This is a genomic window from Bacillus sp. FSL K6-0255 (genome assembly GCF_045040725.1).
Classification (GTDB): domain Bacteria; phylum Bacillota; class Bacilli; order Bacillales; family Bacillaceae; genus Bacillus; species Bacillus subtilis.
This window is the reverse complement of sequence record NZ_CP150278.1, coordinates 1506144-1525826: the sequence shown is the minus strand read 5'-3', so window position 1 is coordinate 1525826 and position 19683 is coordinate 1506144. Positions and strand designations below refer to the sequence as shown.

General features: G+C 42.6%; 18 protein-coding genes and 1 pseudogene. 6 read left to right on the top strand and 13 right to left on the bottom strand.

Annotation, left to right across the window (positions count from 1 at the left end):
• Positions 1-20: 20 nt before the first annotated feature.
• Together coxB and cyoE are read right to left on the bottom strand one after the other, a co-directional pair.
• Positions 21-1091: a cytochrome c oxidase subunit II gene (coxB, locus tag MHB62_RS07975; RefSeq protein WP_003232248.1), complete on the bottom strand. Its 1071-nt coding sequence runs from the start codon at positions 1089-1091 to the stop codon at positions 21-23.
• A 239-nt stretch (positions 1092-1330) separates the two neighbouring features.
• Complete coding sequence (cyoE, locus tag MHB62_RS07970) at positions 1331-2248, bottom strand: heme o synthase (protein WP_003232250.1); 918 nt, start codon at positions 2246-2248, stop codon at positions 1331-1333.
• 354 nt (positions 2249-2602) lie between these two features.
• On the opposite strand from cyoE, the gene ctaA reads away from it, so the two are divergent.
• Entirely contained in the window at positions 2603-3523 is a 921-nt protein-coding gene (gene ctaA, locus MHB62_RS07965) for a heme A synthase CtaA (RefSeq protein WP_003232254.1), read from the top strand.
• 402 nt (positions 3524-3925) lie between these two features.
• On the opposite strand, the gene pyc is transcribed toward ctaA, so the two are convergent.
• From pyc to glsA, 4 genes are all read right to left on the bottom strand, one after another.
• Positions 3926-7372, bottom strand: coding sequence for a pyruvate carboxylase (gene pyc, locus MHB62_RS07960; protein ID WP_019712514.1), 3447 nt, complete (start codon positions 7370-7372; stop codon positions 3926-3928).
• A 74-nt stretch (positions 7373-7446) separates the two neighbouring features.
• On the bottom strand, positions 7447-8658 hold the full coding sequence (gene ftsW / locus MHB62_RS07955; RefSeq protein ID WP_009967159.1) for a cell division protein FtsW: 1212 nt from the start codon (positions 8656-8658) through the stop codon (positions 7447-7449).
• Positions 8659-8863: 205 nt separating this feature from the next.
• A complete protein-coding gene (locus MHB62_RS07950) occupies positions 8864-9145 on the bottom strand; it encodes a YlaN family protein (RefSeq protein ID WP_003245286.1) in 282 nt (93 codons plus the stop codon).
• A gap of 97 nt (positions 9146-9242) precedes the next feature.
• Positions 9243-10172 (bottom strand): glutaminase A, encoded by a 930-nt coding sequence (gene glsA / locus MHB62_RS07945; protein ID WP_003245206.1) that lies wholly within the window; start codon positions 10170-10172, stop codon positions 9243-9245.
• A 102-nt stretch (positions 10173-10274) separates the two neighbouring features.
• Here glsA and MHB62_RS07940 point away from each other — a divergent pair, with 102 nt between their 5' ends.
• Positions 10275-10760: a hypothetical protein gene (locus MHB62_RS07940; RefSeq protein ID WP_003245279.1), complete on the top strand. Its 486-nt coding sequence runs from the start codon at positions 10275-10277 to the stop codon at positions 10758-10760.
• A gap of 3 nt (positions 10761-10763) precedes the next feature.
• On the opposite strand, the gene MHB62_RS07935 is transcribed toward MHB62_RS07940, so the two are convergent.
• Positions 10764-12092 (bottom strand): PhoH family protein, encoded by a 1329-nt coding sequence (locus MHB62_RS07935; protein WP_003245272.1) that lies wholly within the window; start codon positions 12090-12092, stop codon positions 10764-10766.
• A gap of 154 nt (positions 12093-12246) precedes the next feature.
• On the opposite strand from MHB62_RS07935, the gene MHB62_RS07930 reads away from it, so the two are divergent.
• Positions 12247-12876: a YhcN/YlaJ family sporulation lipoprotein gene (locus tag MHB62_RS07930; RefSeq protein WP_032721501.1), complete on the top strand. Its 630-nt coding sequence runs from the start codon at positions 12247-12249 to the stop codon at positions 12874-12876.
• An 82-nt stretch (positions 12877-12958) separates the two neighbouring features.
• Positions 12959-13168 carry a YlaI family protein gene (locus MHB62_RS07925; RefSeq protein ID WP_003232271.1) on the top strand — a complete coding sequence of 70 codons (210 nt, stop codon included), beginning with the start codon at positions 12959-12961 and terminating at the stop codon, positions 13166-13168.
• 55 nt (positions 13169-13223) lie between these two features.
• Here the strand turns inward: MHB62_RS07925 and MHB62_RS07920 are convergent, their stop codons facing one another.
• Together MHB62_RS07920 and typA are read right to left on the bottom strand one after the other, a co-directional pair.
• Positions 13224-13541: a YlaH-like family protein gene (locus tag MHB62_RS07920; protein WP_003232274.1), complete on the bottom strand. Its 318-nt coding sequence runs from the start codon at positions 13539-13541 to the stop codon at positions 13224-13226.
• A gap of 56 nt (positions 13542-13597) precedes the next feature.
• Complete coding sequence (gene typA, locus MHB62_RS07915) at positions 13598-15436, bottom strand: translational GTPase TypA (protein ID WP_003232278.1); 1839 nt, start codon at positions 15434-15436, stop codon at positions 13598-13600.
• A 112-nt stretch (positions 15437-15548) separates the two neighbouring features.
• Here typA and MHB62_RS07910 point away from each other — a divergent pair, with 112 nt between their 5' ends.
• Positions 15549-15737, top strand: coding sequence for a YlaF family protein (locus tag MHB62_RS07910; protein WP_003245500.1), 189 nt, complete (start codon positions 15549-15551; stop codon positions 15735-15737).
• Positions 15738-16008: 271 nt separating this feature from the next.
• Positions 16009-16620: a hypothetical protein gene (locus MHB62_RS07905; protein ID WP_003232282.1), complete on the top strand. Its 612-nt coding sequence runs from the start codon at positions 16009-16011 to the stop codon at positions 16618-16620.
• A 39-nt stretch (positions 16621-16659) separates the two neighbouring features.
• On the opposite strand, the gene sigQ is transcribed toward MHB62_RS07905, so the two are convergent.
• The 4 genes and pseudogenes from sigQ to MHB62_RS07885 all read right to left on the bottom strand — a co-directional run bounded on the left by sigQ (position 16660) and on the right by MHB62_RS07885 (position 19669).
• Entirely contained in the window at positions 16660-16953 is a 294-nt protein-coding gene (gene sigQ, locus MHB62_RS07900; RefSeq protein ID WP_032721500.1) for an anti-SigP sigma factor SigQ, read from the bottom strand.
• Positions 16950-17470 (bottom strand): annotated as a pseudogene (gene ylaC / locus MHB62_RS07895) (RNA polymerase sigma factor YlaC). Before ylaC ends, sigQ begins: the two are co-directional and overlap by 4 nt.
• A complete protein-coding gene (locus MHB62_RS07890; RefSeq protein ID WP_003232287.1) occupies positions 17470-17739 on the bottom strand; it encodes a hypothetical protein in 270 nt (89 codons plus the stop codon). The pseudogene ylaC and the gene MHB62_RS07890 overlap by 1 nt, the downstream one beginning before the upstream one ends.
• On the bottom strand, positions 17729-19669 hold the full coding sequence (locus MHB62_RS07885; RefSeq protein ID WP_080276610.1) for a hypothetical protein: 1941 nt from the start codon (positions 19667-19669) through the stop codon (positions 17729-17731). The genes MHB62_RS07890 and MHB62_RS07885 overlap by 11 nt, the downstream gene beginning before the upstream one ends.
• Between the last annotated feature and the right edge of the window lie 14 nt (positions 19670-19683).

The following is a 19683-nucleotide window of genomic DNA, read 5'->3' as shown; positions in this document are numbered from 1 at the left end:
CCAATATCTCCCTTTCTTCCCTACTTGCTTTCCGCTTTTAAGCCTTTTAAGTATTCATAAAGCGCATTTGTTTCGCTGTCTGAGAGCTTTGGATATGTGCCTGTCATTTTGTTCCCCGGCTTTATGCTGTCAGGGTCCTTCAGCCAAGCCTTCACATTTTCTTTGTTGGCCTCTTTCACCCCTGCCACTTTTGTCCTTTCACCGAAGGTCGCCAAGTTAGGTGCCGTTCTAGCGGCTTCTGCACGCTTATCATTCGGCTCTACCGCATGGCAGCTCAGGCAGTTTTTCTCTTTAAACAGTTCTTCACCCTGCTTAGCCAAATCGCTCTCTGCTGTAGACTTATAGTTCTTCATTTCTTTTGTCCAGCCCTGAAATTCTTTTGCAGACATCGTCTTCACCTTAAAATCCATCAGCGCATGTGAAGGGCCGCAAAGCTCTGCACACTTCCCAAAAAACATATCTCCTGCCTCTTTGCTTCGTTTTGAATCAAATGTCAGGAAGAACTTATTTTCATTATCCGTATTCGTATCAAGTTTTCCTCCAACTGAAGGAATCCAGAAGGAATGTTTTACATCAGAGGCTTTTAAATTAAAATATACACGCTGATCTGTCGGTACAATCAGCTCCTGGCTTGTGATAATGCCGTAATCAGGGTACTCAAACTCCCACCAGTATAAATTTGCCCTAACATTGACTACAAGAGCATCCTCAGCTTTGCGGCCTTTTTTATCCATTGGTGATGTGTCCGCTAGCTCCAGCGTATATAATACAACAGGAATCACAAGAATAATGAGCAGCAAAATCGGGATCACGGTCCATGTGATTTCTAAAAATTTATTCCCCTCTACCTGTTTCGGTATCGTGTTCTCACCGACCCGTGATCTTCTGAATCTCACAATCACATAAAAGAAGATAACAGATACTACTGCAACAACAACCACCATAATCAATGTGCTGAGCACTGTCAGGTCATACTGTTTATCAGCCACCTCGCCAGCAGGCTTGAGCGTGGATAAAAAAGGTTTTCCACATCCGCTTAATAGAAGCGGCACTAAGGCTAATAATAAAATAAGACGCCAATGCTTTACCATTTCACCCAACCCCTTTTCTGGTCAATACAAAGGCGGAAAGCGGATCGAAATCTATCGCCATCCAACCTATCACCAATAAAGCACTTACATTTCCTCTTCTCTTAAATTATGAGTTTTTTTACTCAAAATGCCATCTATGTATAAAAGTAAAGCCGCCTGATTAAACAAGAGGTCAAGGCGGCATTTACTAGTTGTCATCGTTTATTTTGAAGCGATAAAACAAGCATCATATCTATTTTTTAGAAAAGCGTCAAGACAACCATGGCAACGAAATAGATTGTCATGTAGTTAAGCGAGTAAACGAACATCTGCGTTGCCCACTTCATGATATTCTTGGAGCGGAATCCCATTAAGCCAAGAATCAGCCAGCCGATATTTAACAGCAAGCCGAGAATGACAATCGGAAGACCCAGGCTACCAAGGAAAAACGGAAGCGGCATCAGGCACGCAACCCACACAATAATTTGTCTTTTTGTCACTTCAAAACCGTATACGACAGGAAGCATCGGAATATTTGCAGCTCTGTAATCCTCAGTTTTCTTGATAGCCAATGCTAAGAAGTGAGGAATCTGCCAAATAAATAAAATCATGAATAACACCCATGCTACGACACCGATATTCCCTTCCACTGCCGTCCATCCAATAAGCGGCGGCACTGCACCGGAAACGCTTCCTACTACTGTGTTAATCGTATAGCGGCGTTTCGTCCACATTGTGTACAATACAACATACGTAAAGACTCCGATAAAACCGATAACAGCAGCCATGACAGTTGTCATCAGCAGCATGATCAATCCTAAAGCAACCAGCAAAATTCCAGACCATAACGCCTGACTCGGCTGAATTTTACCCGTAACCGTCGGTCTTACTTTCGTACGCTCCATAAGATGGTCAATGTCCCGGTCATACCAGTTATTGATCGCGCAGGAGCCCGCAATAATCAGTGAAGACCCGATTAACGTAAGAAGAACGGTGTTTATATTGCCTAAAAAACTCAAACCGGAAATATGCAGTGCAAGCCACATTCCAGTGAAAGTCGTGATGAGGTTAGAATTGACGATCCCTATTTTAATAAGGGACAGAAAATCTTTCCATGCCGTTGTTTCTTCAATTTGTCCGTCTATAGCTGTATCATTTAAGATTCTGGAGTTAGCCATAACGTAAACCTCCCTTACAAACCTAACGCAGGAGAATAAAATAACCTGCAACTCTATCATACAAGATAACATCTTGTAAAAAAACATCCTATTAAATATTAAACGACAAACAGGAATTTATTTGTGAACTTTTTATGAATTTTACCAAAGATGAAGGCAATCTCCAAATCGGCATTGCGTTTACCTTATTTCTATCAGACCCGGCATGAATAATCAAGTGTACATTTTCCAGAAGCCGTCATTCTATTATATTTTTGTGAACAAAAGGCTCTGGGAATTGCCACAAAACACATATTCGCTTACACTTGGAACGTATATAAAATTGCAGCAGTATGTTGAGAAGGTGAATATTGTATGAATAAAGCATTAAAAGCTCTCGGTGTTCTGACGACATTTGTCATGCTAATTGTTTTAATCGGGGGTGCCCTCGTTACAAAAACAGGTTCCGGCCAAGGATGCGGCAGACAGTGGCCGCTGTGTCACGGCCGTTTTTTCCCTGAACTGAATCCGGCTTCAATTATTGAATGGAGCCACCGATTCGCAAGCGGAATCTCTATTATCCTTGTGCTAAGCCTTGCGTTTTGGTCATGGAGAAAAATCACGCCGATTTTTCGTGAAACAACGTTTCTCGCGATCATGTCAATTATCTTTTTATTTCTTCAGGCATTGCTTGGCGCATTGGCTGTCGTATTCGGTTCGAACGCGCTGATTATGGCGCTTCACTTCGGCATCTCATTAATTTCTTTTGCTTCAGTGCTTATTTTGACATTGCTCATATTTGAAGCTGATAAATCAGTCAGAACACTGGTTAAGCCGCTTCAAATCGGCAAAAAGATGCAATTTCACATGATAGGAATTTTAATATATTCCTATATCGTTGTGTATACAGGCGCATATGTAAGACACACTGAATCAAGCCTGGCATGTCCTGATGTGCCGCTGTGCAGCCCGCTGAACAATGGACTTCCGACCCAATTCCATGAATGGGTGCAAATGGGCCACAGAGCAGCAGCCTTACTGTTATTTGTATGGATTATTGTTGCCGCTGTTCATGCTATTATCTCCTATAAAGATCAAAAACAGATCTTTTGGGGATGGATCTCATGTCTTATTTTCATTACATTACAGGCACTGTCCGGGATTATGATCGTATACTCTGAACTGGCTCTGGGCTTTGCACTTGCCCACTCGTTCTTTATTGCCTGTCTGTTTGGCGTTCTATGCTACTTCTTATTATTGATTGCTCGTTTCCGTTATGAATCTAGGCAATCATAAGGACTCAAGACCAAAGCCTTAGGCGGCTTTGGTCTTTTTTCATGTCTTGTTTTGGCGCTTTATTGTTTCAATGGCCAGCCTTTGCTGAATTTGATGATCAGTGAGCAGCTCACTTCGGTCTGTCCCCTTTCTTATCGTGATTATAGAAATTTCATATGGATCTATAGCCCGCGAACATAAGTATTAAAGCCTTTTAAATCAGATAGTGCTTAAAGAAATATGCACGGCATACTACAAAGCATCTAAAATATTGGCTGTATAAGCCTCTATTTATTTTGGGCTTGTGACAGTATTGTATAATCTCTGAAATCCCCTTATATCTCTTCTAACCATCTGTTTCACTCCACATTTTCTATATAAAAAAACAAGAGTGTATATCAAATGATATACACTCTTTGTTTATTATGCTTTTTCAATTTCAAGGAGCAGATCTCCCGTTTGGATCGGCTCACCATTTTTCACATGAACCTGCTTGATTGTTCCTGAGAAAGGCGCCTGAACCGTTGTTTCCATTTTCATCGCTTCATTAATCATCAAATGATCACCTTTATTGACTTTTGTGCCTGCTTCAGCCAATACCTTAATAACGGTTCCAGGCATAGAAGCTGCGATGTGGCTTGGATTTGTCCGGTCTGCTTTCAGCCTTTCCTGAACGGAAGACTTAATGCTTTCATCTTTAATGACTACTTCACGCGGCTGCCCGTTGAGTTCGAAATAAACGACGCGGGTGGCATCAGGCTGAGGCTCACCGATTGAAATCAGCTTAACGATCAGCGTTTTGCCGCGCTCAATTTCAACTTCTATCTCTTCACCTAATGTCATACCGTAGAAGAATGTCGGTGTATCTAATACCGAGATGTCTCCATAGCTTTCTGTCGTTTTCACATAATCAGTGAAGACTTTAGGATAAAGGGCATATGCCACAGCATCCTGATCTGAAATTTCCAAGTTATGCTGCTCTTTAAATTCCTGTTTGATCGCTTCAAATGACACCGGCTCAAGCAGTTCGCCCGGTCTGACTGTAATCGGCTCCTGCCCTTTTAAGATCAGCTTTTGCAGTTTTTCTGGGAATCCGCCATGAGGCTGGCCGATATTTCCTTTAAAAAGCTCCACGACAGAATCAGGGAAATCTAAAGATTCACCTTTTTCGTAAACGTCTTTTTCAGTCAGATTGTTTTGCACCATGTAGAGTGCCATATCTCCGACTACTTTTGAGGAAGGCGTTACCTTGACGATGTCACCGAACATATCGTTCACGCGTCTGTACATTTCCTTGACTTCGTTCCAGCGGTCGCCAAGGCCTACTCCCTTGGCTTGCTGCTGCAGGTTGCTGTATTGGCCCCCTGGCATTTCGTGTTCATAAATTTCAGTATGCGGAGACTTCATTCCGCTTTCAAATTCACTATAATATTTACGCACCGACTCCCAATATTGGGACAGCAATTCAACGCCTTGGACATTCATTTCCGGACGGCGGTCGTTGCCTTCCATCGCATGATAAAATCCGCTCGCGCTAGGCTGTGACGTTAATCCCGCCATTGAGCTGACCGCCACGTCTATGATATCAACGCCGGCTTCAACAGCTTTCGCATACATATAAATACCGTTTCCGCTCGTATCATGCGTATGAAGGTGAACCGGAATGTCGATCGTTTCTTTCAACGCAGAAACGAGCTCATATGCAGCCTGCGGTTTTAACAGCCCTGCCATATCTTTAATCCCGAGAATATGGGCTCCGGCCGCCTCAAGCTCCTTCGCCATCGATGTATAATATGCAAGGTCGTACTTCGTCCGGTTCTTGTCAAGGATATCTCCCGTATAACAAATCGCAGCTTCTGCCACTTTGCCGGTATCCCTAACAGCATCAATGGCTAACGTCATCCCTTTTACCCAGTTTAAGCTGTCGAAAATACGAAACACATCAATACCGGATTGAGCTGATTGCTTCACAAATTCTTTAATCACATTGTCCGGATAATTCGTATAGCCGACCGCATTTGATGAGCGAAGCAACATCTGGAATAAGGTATTCGGCACTTCTTTGCGAAGATCTTCCAAACGTTTCCACGGATCTTCTTTCAGGAATCGGTAGGCTACATCGAAGGTCGCGCCTCCCCACATTTCCATACTGAATAGTTCAGGCCATAACGCAGCCGTCGGATTTGCGATTTTTTTCAAATCATGCGATCTGATTCTAGTTGCCAATAACGATTGGTGGGCATCCCTGAATGTCGTATCAGTTAAAAGGACAGATTTCTGCTCCTTAACCCAATTTGCAAGCCCTTCTGCACCTTTTTCATCGAGAATTTGCTTTGTTCCTCTGGCAGGCTGCTGATCAACGTCTACCTTTACGCTTAACGGTTTGTCAAACGCCGGTTTTTCTTTTTTCCCGATTCCAGGGAAGCCGTTCACTGTCACATTGCCGATGTAAGTGAGCATTTTCGTTCCGCGGTCTTTTTGTTTAGGGAAATTAAATAATTCAGGCGTTGTATCAATGAAAGATGTATCATATTGCCCTGTCAGGAACTTCTCATGCTTTGCAACGTTCTCAAGGAACGGAATGTTCGTTTTTATGCCTCTGATTCTAAACTCCTGAAGGTTTCGCACCATTTTGGCAGCTGCCTGTTCAAACGTTAAAGCCCAAGTTGAAAGCTTAACGAGAAGTGAATCATAGTATGGTGTGATCACGGCGCCCTGGAAGCTGTTTCCGGTATCAAGACGGACACCAAAACCGCCGCCTGAGCGGTAAGCCATGATTTTTCCTGTATCAGGCATGAAATCATTTTGCGGATCCTCAGTCGTAACCCGTGACTGAATGGCATAGCCGATTGTAAAAATGTCCTTTTGCTCAGGAATATTTACTTTTTTGCTGTGAAGGCTGTGCCCTTGGGCAACAAGGATCTGAGTTTGAACAATATCGACACCAGTAATCATTTCTGTTATCGTGTGTTCAACTTGTACGCGAGGATTTACTTCAATAAAGTAGAACTCGTTGTTTGCAACAAGGAATTCGACCGTCCCCGCATTTATATAGTTTACATTTTTGGCAAGCGCAACTGCAGCCTCACAAATTTGGTCCCTTAATTCAGGTGACAGCGAGACACTCGGCGCCACTTCAATGACTTTTTGATGGCGTCTTTGAACGGAGCAATCCCTCTCAAAAAGATGGACGACATTGCCCTGCTTGTCTCCAATGACCTGAACCTCAATATGTTTCGGATTCTCAATTAATTTTTCTACATAAACTTCATCATTGCCAAAGGCTGCTTTCGCCTCTGATTTAGCACGCTCATATGCTTCTTTAACTTCACTTTCAGATCTGACAATCCGCATACCGCGGCCGCCGCCGCCAAGCGAGGCTTTAATGATGATCGGATAACCGTTAGCTTGTCCAAATTGTTCGACGGCTTCAAGCGTTTCGGCAGGACCGTCGCTTCCCGGAATCACGGGGATTCCCGCTTTTTCTGCCTGCTCACGCGCTTTTACCTTGTCACCAAACATATCGAGATGCTCGGATTTTGGCCCTATGAATACGATGCCTTCTTCTTCACATCGTCTCGCAAAATGAATATTTTCAGATAAGAAACCGTATCCCGGATGAATTGCATCGACTTTGTTTCTTTTCGCAATATCAATGATACCTTCAATATCCAGGTAAGCATCAATCGGTTTTTTCCCTTCACCGACCAAGTATGCTTCATCCGCTTTGTACCGATGGTAGGAACCGGAATCTTCTTTTGAATAGACCGCAACTGTACGAATATTCAACTCGGTACACGCCCGGAATATTCGGATTGCAATTTCTCCCCTGTTTGCTACTAATACTTTTTGTATCGATTGCTGAGACAAACTTTTCTCCCCCTTACCCGAATGGAATATAATCTATCATAGCGGAATATCCTTCCCCTGTACACACTTGTTTTTTACAGATAAACAGTTTTTTTGAGCTGTTTCTTTTTCATTCCCTTCGGCGCCAAGGGCTCTTTCTTTTTCTTATTCTCTGAATATTTCACAAACATGCTGATATTCGCTAATATCCCCATACTCCCCAGCAGCAGCACCAAAGAAGAGCCCCCGTAACTGATAAATGGCAGCGTAACCCCTGTAATCGGAATTAATCCGCTGACACCGCCAAGGTTAATAAACGACTGGATGGCAATCATGCTTGAAATGCCGATCGCCAGAAGACTTCCAAACGGGTCCTCGCATTTTCTGGCAATATAAAAACCTTTTATGACGACAAAACCCAATAAGAAAATCACAAACAATACCCCAAAAATGCCGAGCTCTTCAGCAATGACAGCCATAATAAAGTCAGTGTGTGATTCAGGCAGATATCCGTATTTTTGGATACTTTCACCGAGCCCCAGGCCGAAAATGCCGCCTGAGCTGATCGCATAATAAGAATTGATCACTTGCAAACCTGATGAATTTGCATACTTAAATGGGTCTTCAAGACTCTCAAAACGCGCTAAACGGCCTTCAGTTAAAATTTTGTCCTGATTCAAATAGATAATAGGGCTGACTAAAATGAAAACAATTCCGCCCAGTATCACAAGCCTCACCAGCGTCTTTCCGCTGAAGCCGGAGCACAAGATCATGCACGTCGCAATTAACCCTATAATCATGGCTGTACCGAAATCTGGCTGCATGGCAATTAACCCACAAATTATAAGCGTCATGACTACCGGAGGGGCTACTCCCGTTAACAGATGGTCGATATAACTTTGTTTTTTTGCATATACGGCTGCAAGGTATAAAATCACGACCAGTTTCACAAACTCCCCCGGCTGAATACTCATTCCGCCGATTTTAAACCAGCTCTGCGCGTTTCCGGCAACATGCCCGAAAACAAACAGTGAGATAAGCGCAAGAACAGATACAAGCAGTATCCCCTTCTGAAACTTTTGATGGGCCAGTGCTTTATAAGGAAACAACGCCATGAGAATAAATAGAGCGCCACCCGCAATTAAAGCAAACAGCTGCCGCATGAAGAAAAAATTACTGCTTACTCCATACCGGGAGACAGCCGTAATCATGCTTGAGCTGTATACCATCACTAAACCGAATCCGCATAATAAAACGATTGCGAATATCAGTGAGTAATCATAAGATTTTAGCATTTTTTTTAACATAACATCCTCTTCCCTGCTTCTAACTTCCATTATCTATGGTTTTTATGTATTTATCTTTTTTATTTTACTACAATTTATCAAACGAGACGAAGAATCTCTATACGATTCGGAAGGAATGTGTAAAAAAAGACCGTCTTTTATGAGATGAGAGAAAAATAGCGGTTATAAAAAAACCCAAACTGTTAATAAGTTTGAGTTTTATCATTTATTTAGCTGTAAACGCGTCATGCAAAGCAGACAATTCGCGCTCCAATGTGTATAAAAGGTCTTTACCGTCTTTTTCATCAACCAATCCCAGGCGGACAGCAAAATCGATTTCCCTCGAAAGCCCGAACATTTGAGTATCTAAAACCTCTTCATATAGAGGACATTGAGGCATCGTTAAGTTATCCATTTGTACTCGGATCAGCTTCAAAATCTTCTCAGCGTCCACTTTTAAGAGTTCAAAAGCTTTTTGCCGATGGTCAACTATCATCTCTGAAGCCAAAAGTATCCCTCCGTTCCCCAGGCGAGTACCTAATTCTTCTATTTATCATAAAGGGTATCAACAGAAAATGCAAGAGGATTTAAGCATATGACATAAATTAAAAAATACTCAGCCTGTACATCTCAGACATTATTTCCAAAAGCTTTACACCTGCAATGCTGTTCCCTTTTTCGTCTAATGCGGGGCCGAATATGCCGATCCCGAAATCGTAAGGCGAAATGCCCATTATCCCGCCGGATACGCCGCTTTTCGCAGGAATTCCGACCTTAATTGCGAATTCCCCGCTTGCATTGTACATTCCGCACGTCACCATAAACGTTTTGCAAATTCTAGCGACATCTTTTGAGATGACCTGCTCCCCAGTCTCTGGATGTCTGCCGTTCAATGCGAATACAGATCCGATTTTCGCTAAATCCAAGCTGTTCATCTCAATCGCGCATTGCTTCGTATATAAATCCATTACTGCCTCTACATCATCTTCAAAAATGCCGTACTGCTTCATATAATAACACATCGCCCGATTAATCATTGAAGTGCTGTATTCAGATTCAGCCACTTCCCGGCAGTATGTAATCTCTTGGTTGTTTGTCAGCCTTCTGATAAAAGAAAGCAAATAATCAAGTCTCTCTTTTACCGTTCTTCCCCTTATCAGACTTGTCACTACCAATGCCCCGGCATTAATCATAGGGTTTAACGGCTTGCTCGGATTCACTGTTTCGAGCTTGATAATTGAATTAAACGGATCACCGGTCGGCTCCTGTCCAACATAACTGAAGACCTTATCTTTGCCGTATTCCATTAACACCAAAGCAAGGGAAAGGACTTTCGATATACTTTGAAGCGTAAATGTTTTTTCTACGTCACCTGCTGACAGACAAACATTATTGGAATAATAAATCGCCACTGACAGGTCGTGTTTATCAGCTTTTGCCAAGGCGGGAATATAGCTGGCTACCTCCCCCTTGTCCGTTACTTTTTTCGCCTTTTTCACTAAGGCTTCAAGCTCATCATTATGCTGGCATACCATGCAAACACCCTCGTTCCCTCAGCATTTCAATACACATAATTTGTACACAAAGTGACAATTCATGCGAAAACTTTTATAATTTTGAGAGAAGGGGGTCATATCATGAGCGTTATCCAAGTAAAAGGCAATGTTACATATCCAATTACCATTGATCCAAGCGTATGGATTTTTGATGATCGCAAATTTTCGTTTGACCGCAAAGGGGACAGTCAAGACACATATTTACAATCAGCCGGGGATGAATCCGACCTTGATCCGGAACGCGTCATCAGAGAGGGGCGAATCGCGCCGCCTACATTAAAGACGGAAAAGCAATATGAGAAGCAAAAACTGATGAACGGCAGTTTCGCAATGAGACTTGGGACTGTCCTGAAAAATGCTGAGCCGAACAGCTCTGCGACACAATGTGTATTTGTCACAAGTTCGGGAAAGGCCGCCGTTTCTCTGGAAACCGCTCTGAACAGTATTGTCCATTTCAGTGAGGCAGGCAAGCCGATTCAAGAAGGCGGCCCCGTGCATATTTACTTTGAAGACCCGGTTCATCACAAACAGCCGATTACCGATGTAAAAGAGATCGAAATCATTTAAGTGTTACAGCAAATCAGCTGCAAGCTGGGCGAGACCTGATCTCTCACCTTTTAACAGCTTCACGCTGCCTGAGATGGGTTGTCCTTTAAACCGCTCAACCACATAGGCCAAACCATTGTTCAGACTGTCTAAATATGGGTGATCAATTTGTTCAGGGTCGCCCATTAAGACAATTTTACTGCCCTCACCGACTCTCGTCAGCAACGTTTTCACCTCATGCCTGGTCAAATTTTGCGCTTCATCAATGATAATAAATTGATCTGGAATGCTTCTCCCTCTGATATAAGTCAGCGCCTCTACCTGAATTGAGCCAATTCCCGCCAAAATAGCATCAAGCTCCCCTGGTTTTTTCGCATTAAACAGAAACTCTAAGTTGTCAAAAATCGGCTGCATCCAAGGCTTTAGCTTTTCCTCTTTTTCGCCTGGCAAATACCCGATGTCCTTGCCAACAGGAACAATCGGCCTTGCGACGACCAGCTTTTTATATATTCCCAAGTCTTCTGTCTGTAATAGCCCTGCCGCCAAAGCTAAGAGCGTTTTGCCGGTTCCCGCTTTGCCGATCAGGGTGACAAGCGGAATATCTTCCCGCAGCAAAAGCTCTAATGCCATTGTCTGCTGTACATTTTTCGGCCTGATTCCCCATATATGTTCATCATCAAATACGAGTCTTTTTAATACCGTTCCGGTTTTATCTGCAATTCCGACTGCCGAGGAGGATCCTCCTAGCTCATCCTTCATTAAAGCAAACTGATTCGGATAAAACGCATGCTGTTTCACATCGTTTACTGAAATTTGATTTTTTCCGTAAAAAGAGCTGAACAGCTGCTGGCTGATATATAAATCTTTATAGCCGCTGTACATTTCATCATTGTCCACAACCCGGTCATTCAAGAAATCTTCAGCAAGCAGTCCGATTGCGTCGGCTTTAACCCTGACCAGTACATCCTTACTGACGAGGATAACCGGCCTGCCATTTTCCTTGGTTTCTTCCTCGAGGCTTAAGTTTTTCGCAACGGCTAATATGCGATTATCGTTCGTCTTTTCAATAAAGATCTCTTGCAGCTGGTGAAACGAACGATGATTCAGTTCAATTCTCAGTGTGCCGCCGGTGTCAAGCGGTACATGCTCATGCAGCCTGCCCTTTTGTCTTAGCGCATCGATTAGCTTAGATACGTGCCTTGCATTCCTCCCAACTTCGTCCATATACCGTTTTTTTGAATCAACCTCTTCTAAAACGACAGCAGGGATGACAACCTCATTTTCTTCAAAAGAAAATATCGCGTTAGGATCCTGTAATAACACATTCGTATCTAACACATAAATTTTACTCAAGTCTCAGCCTCCTGATATAAGGGTCAAAGTTCTTCCTGCTTCTCTTTTGATGAAAAAGGTGAATGCCTGCTAAAATATATGTTTTTGTGCATAAAGATAGAAGGTTAATTCAACAATAAAATTAATGAAAGCATTTTAAGGAGGGAACCCGCAAGTGCGAATTCTTTTCATTATCATACAGCTGACACTTATCCTGTCCGCTTGTGCCTATCAACAAGGAAAACAGGGTCAGAATGTTGAAAAAGAATCAACAGGACAGCAGGAGACTAAACCGATTCACGTAAAGGACACAACTCAAGAAACAAAAGACAATGGAACAAGAACCGATATTGCCAAGCATCTTGTCAGCGTTGCTGAAAAAAACCCCGACGTCAAGGATGCAACAGCCGTTGTGCTGGGAGGTTATGCTGTTGTTGGGATTGATGTCGATGATACTTTGGACAGAAGCAAAGTGGAAACCATTAAATATTCTGTAGCTCAGGCGCTAAAGAATGATCGATATGGCGCTAACGCAGTGGTCATTGCTGATCCCGATACGGTCAGCCGCCTTCGTGAGATGAGCAGAGAAATCAGCGAAGGCCATCCGGTAACAGGCATACTGGATGAATTAGCTGCAATTGTCGGCCGAGTGCTTCCCGAAGTGCCTAACGATGTGATTGACAATGAAGACGAACCGCAAACAAAGCAGCAAAATGACCAATTAAATAGAAAACAGCAGCAGGAAATGGAGAAGGAGCAAAACGATCAATCTGATCATCATATGAAAAAGAACAACAATGACTAAGCTATAGCCTTGCGCTTTAGCTTTTTCTTATTTTGGACAGCTTCTGATCCATGCTATAATACATGTTAGTGAAAGAGGTGATATGATGAGGGTCAAATGTTCTATTTGCGATAAAATTGAAACAATTGATGATGATACCCTGATCGCGAAACGGCTTCGAAACCGCCCGATCCATACATATATGTGCCAGGAATGCCACGATCGGATTGCCAAAAAAACAGAGGAACGGCTGAAAACGGGAAAATTTACTTTTCACCCGGGACAGCAGAAAAAAGAAAAAGTCAAAAAATAAAGCGGCCGCTTAACCATACAGAACACAAAAAAGACTCAGCTTTCAGCTGAGTCTTTTATGATTTTGCAGACTGTCCTTTTTTCGACTGATACAGCCGGATTTTGTAAATGATTAAAATCAGCGCAGCGACGACCAATCCTTCTGCCACGGGCAAAAACACCCCTAAAAAAGTCAAAACAGTGCAGCCCAAAGCCAAAAATACATACACCACTGCAGATTTTAATACAGGAAGCCGTTTAGCAAATCCAAGCTTAAATACAATAACGGCCAACACAAAAATCGTGCCGTACAGCAGCCACATGCCTGCCGCAGGCTGCCGGTCTACTTGATATAGAGCGGCGAAGAACGACAGACGTTCGCTTACGTCATTCAAAAAGATTCCCTCCCCTGTAAACGTACGGGTTCTATCTTTTCAAATTCTGCACGAGATTAAGACAATCCTGCTGTTTTTTTCTTTTTAGCTGCTTTTTCACGTTCGTTCTTATTGAGGATCTTCTTTCTTAAACGGATGGATTCAGGTGTTACTTCACAATATTCATCTTCGTTTAAGTACTCTAGAGACTCCTCAAGAGACATGATGCGCGCTTTTTTAATTGTAGTTGTCTGATCCTTTGTCGCAGAACGGACGTTTGTTTGCTGTTTCATTTTGCTGACGTTAACAACAAGGTCATTGTCACGGTTATGCTCTCCAACGATCATTCCTTCGTATACTTCAGTACCCGGCTCAACGAAGATGACACCGCGGTCTTCAATTCCTTGAATACCGTATGATGTTGCTTTTCCGTTTTCCATTGACACAAGTACACCTTGACGGCGTCCGCCGACTTGGCCTGCCTGCATCGGCTGGTAGCTGTCAAACGTATGGTTCAAAATACCGAATCCGCGTGTTAATGATAGGAATTCTGTAGAGTAACCGATCAATCCGCGGGAAGGAACTGTAAAGATGAGACGGACTTGGCCGTTTCCGTTGTTGATCATATCAACCATTTCGCCTTTGCGGGCACCCATTGATTCCATGACAGAGCCAGTATGCTCTTCAGGAACATCAATTTGCACACGTTCAACAGGCTCACAGCGTACGCCGTCGATTTCTTTGATAATAACTTCAGGTTTTGACACTTGAAGCTCATAGCCCTCACGACGCATATTTTCAATTAAAATTGACAAGTGCAGCTCACCGCGTCCTGAAACAACCCAAGCATCAGGAGAAGCTGTTGGCTCAACACGCAAGCTCACATCCGTCTGAAGCTGTGATTGAAGACGCTCTTCGATTTTGCGGGCCGTTACATATTTGCCTTCACGGCCTGCAAACGGACTGTTATTCACGACAAATGTCATTTGAAGTGTCGGCTCATCAATGCGAAGCACCGGAAGCGGATCTTGATGGTCTACAGGACATACTGTTTCACCAACGTTGATATCTTCCATCCCGGAAACCGCAACGAGGTCTCCCGCTTTTGCTTCTTCAATTTCCACACGCTTTAAGCCTTGGAAACCAAAAATCTTTGTAACACGGAATGACTTTGCCGTTCCGTCAAGCTTCATAAGAGAAACCTGCTGTCCGACTTTCATTGTGCCGCGGAATACGCGTCCGATTCCGATACGTCCTACATAGTCGTTGTAGTCAAGAAGGGCAACTTGGAATTGAAGCGGCTCCTCTGCATTATCAACAGGTGCCGGAACATGCTTAATAATGGTTTCATATAAAGCTTCCATGTTTTCATCCTGTTGTTTCGGATCAAGACTCGCTGTTCCATTAATCGCGGAAGCATATACCACTGGGAACTCGAGCTGCTCTTCATTAGCATCAAGCTCAATGAACAGATCCAGAACTTCATCAATAACTTCCTCTGGACGAGCAAAGTCACGGTCAATTTTATTTACAACAACAACAGGGTTCAGGTTTTGCTCAAGAGCTTTTTTCAGAACAAAACGAGTTTGAGGCATACAGCCTTCATATGCGTCAACGACAAGCACTACGCCGTCAACCATTTTCATAATCCGTTCTACTTCTCCCCCAAAGTCTGCGTGTCCAGGGGTGTCCAAAATATTGATACGTGTATCTTTATAGTTAATCGCAGTATTTTTCGCCAATATTGTAATGCCGCGTTCGCGTTCAAGATCATTAGAGTCCATTGCGCGTTCAGCAACCTGTTCGTTGGCACGGAACGTACCAGCCTGATGTAAAAGCTGATCGACTAGAGTCGTTTTCCCATGGTCAACGTGGGCAATAATCGCGATGTTGCGAAGATCATTTCGAAGTTTCACTTTTTCATCTCCTAAAAAAATTAGATAACTTTCATATTATATCACACATCCTCTTTAAAAGCGTCACGTTTTTCTGTAAACTTAATATAAGACGTAAAAGGGGATGGAAATTATGAAAAAAATGAATTGGCTTTTACTATTATTTGCATTTGCAGCGGTTTTCAGCATTATGCTGATCGGCGTCTTTATCGCTGAAAAAAGCCCTGCAGGCATTATCGCCAGCATTGTACTTGTTTGCGCTGTCATGGGCGGCGGATTTACATTAAAAAAGAAAATGCGCGAACAAGGCTTGCTTGATTAAAAGCATTGCCCCGCCGGCGACATTGTAATCAAAAAACACCGCAAAGAAAGCGGTGTTTTTCATTTCTTAAGCCTTATCTCCCCTGTTTCTTAGTCAGGAAGATGCAAAACAGCCTTCATACATAGACAATCGTTCTAACGATCACACGTGCAGCCTTCAAAAAGTAGTTCGGCAACGATACACATAAAATACCATAGCGCCTATTCCTCCACCGGAAACTACTCCCTATAATGGAATTTGTAGCACAATTCATAAAAAGGAGAGAAGAAACATGAAGAAAACATTTGTAAAAAAAGCTATGTTAACGACTGCCGCAATGACCTCAGCTGCTCTATTAACGTTCGGTCCTGATGCAGCCAGCGCAAAAACACCGGTTGATAACACTGCTGTTCAACTCCAGCATCAGGCGAGCACTAACGAAGATCTCAATACATTCATTGATATATTAAATCAATGTATATACGAACAAGACGGTGTATATTATTTTGACAGCGAAAAAGCTGTCGAGTTAGGAATGACAAAAGAAGAGGCTCAGGTAATTGCTACACTCTGGGAATCGACATCAGAATTTTTCAGCATTGTTTCACAATGTGTGTATCTCGAGGATGGAAATTACAAATTTGATACAGAAAAAGCAGTTGAACTTGGCTTCACAGAAAAAGAAGCACTTGCACTTGAACAATTTTTCTCCGCTGTTTCTCTCAAGATTCACATTCTTCAAGCAGCCATTGTGCTACAAGATGATGTGTACAGCTATGATAAAGACGCAGCGCTACAAGCAGGTGCAACGCCACTGCAAGCTGACGTTTATGAAAAACTCTTCAGTGCCCTGTCACAAGAACAGCTTGCCGCTATTTACGATATGATTCATCCCCAGGCTTAATGTAAAAAAGCGCTTGCCGGAATCGGACAAGCGCTTTTTTTATATCAGCAGTTTGATGATCAGCATCATGGCAACCGCCGCTCCAAACCAGCAGGCAGCTTTCATGATCAGTAATCCATAGTACCTCTGTTTAAAACGCAGTTCTTCTTCCGGCAGATAAGCCTCCTCAACGGCCTGTTCGCTTTCCAATTCAAATGGCTCAGCCATCGTGTCATACATGTCTCTGCAGCTGCTGCACATTTTTAAATGCTCTTCTATAACGTGTTCCGTTTCTCTTTTACAATCACCTTCAAGATGCAGAGGAAGCAGGTCTCTTACTAGAAAGCAGGTCATATCCGCTCCTCCTCTCTACTTTTCGTCATGTTTTTCTTTAGCTCTAATCTAGCCCGGTGCAATGTGGTTTTCACCTTAGAAAGACTCCATCCTAATATCTCAGCGATTTCTTCATAAGAAAGCTCTTGGAATTCTCTTAAAATCAAAACGGATTGATGCTGATCTTTTAACTTCAGGAGCTCCTGCCGCAGTGTTTCGCTTTTCACCGTCCGTGACAGATACTGTTCAGGCTGGTCATAAGTTGTTTGCGTTAACCCTTCATTTTTGCTGATTTCAGTAAATTGGTATTGACATCCCTTCGGTACCAATTGATAAAGGTATGATGCGCAATGGTGTAGAGCCATGTTCTGATGGAAGAATGCCCCCTAAACGAAGCCAGACCGTTAAGAGCTTTTACAAACGTGTCCTGCGCTAAGTCCTTGGCTGTTTCAAGATGATGAGTCCTTCTGAATAAATAATTTAAAATTTCTTGATAATACTGCCGATACAAGTCCTCAATGGAATCCCTATGCTTCATTAAAAGTAAAACCACACCGTCATCCAAATGGCCAATAAAATGAAACAGATATACATGGAAGACAGGTATACTTTCATATATCTGATTTGGCTTTCTTCTTCAGCACCGGGACTTCTCTTTAAACAAGTTTTACTCTTTAAGTCTTCCGCATTCTTTTGAAATAGGGATTCATGCTGTTTCATCCATTCCATTGATTCATCCTCTAGCTCTCCTTCTTTATACAGGTCGTATAAGTCTACAAAAACAGACTCTTTTTCTTTATGATTCATAAAGCCTTTTCACCTCTTGTGTTTCTCCATCCACTACATAGGCATCATGGCGATTTGAACCAAACGGCTGAATAATGATCAGCCATGCATAATGCCGTTCATCCCCTCTTTGAACGATAATCGGACGCATACGCTTTTTGTAAATAACATCCTGATATAGAGAAGCTACCTTTTCGTAAGCCAATGTTCCATTACGATACGTATAAGGGAATGACTGATCAGGTGTATCGCTGTATACATAAACGTTTAGCTGACCTTGATCTTCAAAAAACTCATATGTTTTAGAAGAATCAGTATACATCACCATGTCACCCTGACTGCTTTTTTTCTTCTTTTCTGATCCACGAGCATCGAAGATCGATAATATCTGATGCTGCATCCGGCTGTTAGCCATTGAGATATTCTTTTTCATCGGAAGCGAAAGACTATGTAAACAACCTGATTCGCCCTCAAATTCCAAAACAATTCCACCTTTTGTTTCCACTCTCACCATGCTTCCGAGCAGGCTATTGCTTTCAATATCAGTGATCTGATAAGGCTGTTTTGAGATGTTCAGCGCTGTAAACATTTGTTCCACTTTGTCTTGAATGTCTTGTTCCGTTATATGAACATGCAGAAGAGAGTCAAGCTGGTAAATCGATGGATCTTCACTAAACCCCATTAAGGTTTCCTTTTCCCAATAAAATACCGCGCCATCATCAGCATGATCTTTTTTATGAAGTTGATTTTTCAGGTAAATACGTACGACTGTCTGGCCGTCTTCTTGAGATACCTTTGTTTCGATATGATCCTTATGTAACACACGTCCGTGTCGCTCAAGGAAAGCGATGGACTTTCGCTTGTACTCCTGATTCGTTAGCTTTTTCCCATGTGCTTTTTGTAAGTATTCATAATTACGAATTAGCTGCGATACTTCATCTACCTCAGCTTTGTAACCTTTGCTTTCAAATGAGTAGAAATAATGCACATCCATGTTTGTATCGTGCAAATAAAGTGTTTCATCCGTAGGAAAAAATGACTTTAGTATCTGTTCCGCTTTTTCTGATGAAATGTGCTCCCCGACAAAATTGAATGAATCATGGACATTTGCTGGCTTTGATACAGCGAAAGCAGCCGTTCCTATGTTATATATCGGATTTAACAGCAGGACAAAAAACACCATGACAGCCATCGTCACCCACTTATTCACACGCACATAAACCTTTCCTGACTTTTGGAACAGATGATAGCTCATCAAAAATCCCGCCATTGCCAAATAAATCGTATATGGCATTACTGCACCATAATCTTTTGAGATTTGATTGGGATATGGCGCAAGCAGCAAGACAAGCAGTCCGATAATCAGCGTATAAAATAAGCCTAGTAAGATCTTATCCGTTCTCCAATACAGCTTGAAAAACACTACATTCAACGCAATGGGAAGAGTGATGATGAAAAACAGAAACACGAATGCAATCGGCTCCATCCCATCCGGGTATTCCTTCCAATACGAAAAGAAACTAAAAATCATTTGTACGATCGGCAAACTGACAACAGCAAGGTCGAACGTATAAAACTTACCCTTTCCGCCATGATCACGCGGCATCAGCATATAGTGAAAAGCCGTCAGCAGCACATATCCGTATAACAAAAAATGCAGCAGCGGCAGCAGTTCTTTTCCGTCCTCTCTTAAGTAAGCGCTGGTGAAGTTTGTTGATTGCACCTGGTGAATAAGTTCAACAGACACTCCCGCCAGCAGCACAATCCGCAATATAACACCCGCCAAGAACATTGTGCGCTGCCGGTTTATTTTGGGATGATGCACCAAAAGATATAAGCCCGCCAGAACAACAATTGACCATTGAATCAGCAGGGTGCTTTGTCTGCTTAATATAAAATAACGTTCGAAATGCAATACATAATGACTGAATAACTCCAACACGAACAACAATCCTTTACTTCTTA

Excerpts from the sequence above, each read along its gene's own strand:
- MHB62_RS07940 (WP_003245279.1), top strand. The coding sequence starts at position 10,275 with ATGAGCGTTATCCAAGTAAAAGGCAATGTTACATATCCAATTACCATT.
- glsA (WP_003245206.1), bottom strand. The coding sequence starts at position 10,172 with ATGGTATGCCAGCATAATGATGAGCTTGAAGCCTTAGTGAAAAAGGCG.
- cyoE (WP_003232250.1), bottom strand. The coding sequence starts at position 2,248 with ATGGCTAACTCCAGAATCTTAAATGATACAGCTATAGACGGACAAATT.
- MHB62_RS07925 (WP_003232271.1), top strand. The coding sequence starts at position 12,959 with ATGATGAGGGTCAAATGTTCTATTTGCGATAAAATTGAAACAATTGAT.
- MHB62_RS07890 (WP_003232287.1), bottom strand. The coding sequence starts at position 17,739 with ATGAATCATAAAGAAAAAGAGTCTGTTTTTGTAGACTTATACGACCTG.
- sigQ (WP_032721500.1), bottom strand. The coding sequence starts at position 16,953 with ATGACCTGCTTTCTAGTAAGAGACCTGCTTCCTCTGCATCTTGAAGGT.
- MHB62_RS07910 (WP_003245500.1), top strand. The coding sequence starts at position 15,549 with ATGAAAAAAATGAATTGGCTTTTACTATTATTTGCATTTGCAGCGGTT.
- ftsW (WP_009967159.1), bottom strand. The coding sequence starts at position 8,658 with ATGTTAAAAAAAATGCTAAAATCTTATGATTACTCACTGATATTCGCA.
- coxB (WP_003232248.1), bottom strand. The coding sequence starts at position 1,091 with ATGGTAAAGCATTGGCGTCTTATTTTATTATTAGCCTTAGTGCCGCTT.
- MHB62_RS07905 (WP_003232282.1), top strand. The coding sequence starts at position 16,009 with ATGAAGAAAACATTTGTAAAAAAAGCTATGTTAACGACTGCCGCAATG.
- ctaA (WP_003232254.1), top strand. The coding sequence starts at position 2,603 with ATGAATAAAGCATTAAAAGCTCTCGGTGTTCTGACGACATTTGTCATG.